General features: G+C 34.5%; 3 protein-coding genes. 1 reads left to right on the top strand and 2 read right to left on the bottom strand.

From position 1 onward, the window contains the following. Positions 1-124: 124 nt before the first annotated feature. Positions 125-487 carry a hypothetical protein gene (locus MTX11_RS16395; RefSeq protein WP_243475607.1) on the bottom strand — a complete coding sequence of 121 codons (363 nt, stop codon included), beginning with the start codon at positions 485-487 and terminating at the stop codon, positions 125-127. Positions 488-1,073: 586 nt separating this feature from the next. On the opposite strand from MTX11_RS16395, the gene MTX11_RS16390 reads away from it, so the two are divergent. Beyond that, positions 1,074-1,418 carry a helix-turn-helix transcriptional regulator gene (locus tag MTX11_RS16390; RefSeq protein WP_243475606.1) on the top strand — a complete coding sequence of 115 codons (345 nt, stop codon included), beginning with the start codon at positions 1,074-1,076 and terminating at the stop codon, positions 1,416-1,418. Between the two features lie 54 nt (positions 1,419-1,472). Here MTX11_RS16390 and MTX11_RS16385 read toward each other — a convergent pair whose 3' ends face one another. Beyond that, the gene (locus MTX11_RS16385; protein WP_243475605.1) at positions 1,473-2,081 is read right to left on the bottom strand and encodes an HAD family hydrolase; all 609 of its coding nucleotides are present in this window, start codon (positions 2,079-2,081) and stop codon (positions 1,473-1,475) included. Positions 2,082-2,270 lie beyond the last annotated feature (189 nt).

Raw genomic sequence — 2,270 nt, 5'->3', positions numbered from 1 at the left:
TCAAATGTAGTTGCCATAATGCATCATTCCTGTTTTTAACAGTTTAAGGAAATGACACAGTTTTTTGAACACTACCCCTTGCACCAATAATTTGGTTTTCTTTGTCATGAATATTCTCCTAAACTTAGTAATTAGGAGTAAAAGATGTATGACGAGGGCGCTGTTGAGTTCGTTTCACCCAATCTTCGGGATATTCTTGGCTATATGAATCACAATGCTGACCTGACCAATATTCTTGATTGAATTCATTTTCAGCGTACTCATCTTGATAAACAAAATTCTCAGAATATTTTTGGGGTTTAGGTTCAGATTTTTGGAGAAATTCTAAAGTGTCGGATGTTGATTTTTCAGCTTGATCTAAAGTTTTAAAAATATCGAGTAATGCTTGACGTTGTGCGTGATTTAAAATTTTAGCGGCATCAACAATCAGTTGCTTAGCAAGGTTTTTTGGCGTGCAAGGGTTTGCACCATTGAATTGAATATTCATAGTCGTATGCTCTTGGTCTAATTGAACATACCACCAACTCCATTTCCACATAGAGTATTTGGTGGCAGCGTAACAGGGGTGGAAATACCGTTCCAAGAGTACGGCCAGCACTAGGCTGCCCTGTCAAGCTGCCATTACGACTGCGTCACAGTGGGCAAAAAAAAATGCCGCATAAGCGACTTTAATTGCACTCTTGGATGATATCAGGTTTCCACGCCTGCACACAGATTTTGCTGTGTAAAACAAGATTATCCAGTATCTGAAAGAGCGTCAAGGCCTGCCTCAATAAATCTTAGTAAAATGTGAAAAAAAATTAAAAGTATTAAAAATTTGTTAAACGCTAAATATATTAATTATTCTATTTCTTATTTTATTTATAAAGAAGAAAAGCTCAAATTGAGCCAATGGAACAGCTCTCGCTGATACCCTCGTTCAGCCCCGTTTGAGCTCCATTGAAATACATACTTTGTTATGTGCAAAAAATTGCACAGAACTGGTAAATTTAAGGACTTATGTGCAATATGTGGACTTAATGACTTGAATTTCTTATGTGCAAATTTATAAAAATACTTGAGAGTAATAAAGAATGATGTATTCAGAAAATGATAGTCCATTATATATAGCAGAAGTTCTTGGAGCGCGCTTAAAACGTATTAGATTGAATCTAGATATGACACAAGCAGAAGTGGCAAGTAAAGCTTGGGTGAGTCGTAGAACGGTGTTAAATGCTGAAAAAGGTGATGCTAAACTTTCAGACTTAATCGCCATTTTAGGGGCATTAAATATGCTGAATAATTTTAATGTTTTAATACCGGACGTGCCATTGTCACCAATTGAATTACTTAAACTTCAAGGTAAAGTTCGTAAAAGAGCATCAGGTAATAACAAAAAAACTAAAGCTCAGGTGGTAAAGCAAGGGTCGGACTGGTGATATTTCTGTTTTTAAATAGTTTTATGAAATGTCAAAATGAGTGACAAAAATTTACTAGCTTGAGATTAAGTCACCTAATACATCAAAGAGATTTTGTTCTTGATGACGGTTAATTATTCTTGCATTCATACCAAGCGAAATTGGTTTTCCCACGTCTAGAACAGGATGATCTCCGATAAATAACATTTCTTTCATATCACATTTGAAATGAATTTGTATCATTTCATAAATGTCCTGTTCTGGTTTGATATGACCAACTTCGTAACTAAAAACAATTAAACCAAATAAATCGGGAATCAGCTTTTTCAGCTGCTCACCATAATATCTAGCCAAGTTGGAGCATAGTGCAAGCTTATAACCACTATTTTTTAATTTTTTAAGTGTGGAAATAGTATCTTCATATAGTTCAATATCCCTCAACTCATTTTGAAGATCCTCCTCAATTTCATTGAGCAGTTGTATCGGTATGACATAGCCAAATAATTCTACCAATTGCTGAATATTCACGTTATTAGACATAATTAATTTAGCGTCATTAGGATGTGGTTTTCTTCCATTTTCTTTTAGCCATATCATGAGTTTGCGATAAGGTGAACGGCCCGTTTTAATTTTAACTAGCGTGCCAAAAGCATCGAATATTATGACTTTGGGAAAAATTTTCATGCTTTTTCAAAATCAAGTTTTAAGAATGAGCTAGTTTAATATTATTCTCCTGTAGAAAGACATGGGTTTCTGTCAAACACTGTCGCATCATTTACTTTATACATAGCTTTTTATTAGACCTCTTTCATAAATCATTTTTTGCTCAGTTCCAAGTTGTAGATTCCAGCGATTAAATTGAATCTCAAACCA

It is taken from the genome of Acinetobacter lwoffii, from assembly GCF_022809915.1.
In the GTDB taxonomy this organism is placed as follows: domain Bacteria; phylum Pseudomonadota; class Gammaproteobacteria; order Pseudomonadales; family Moraxellaceae; genus Acinetobacter; species Acinetobacter lwoffii_M.
Note: the sequence above shows the minus strand (reverse complement) of the source record. Positions and strands in the feature narration are given on the sequence as shown.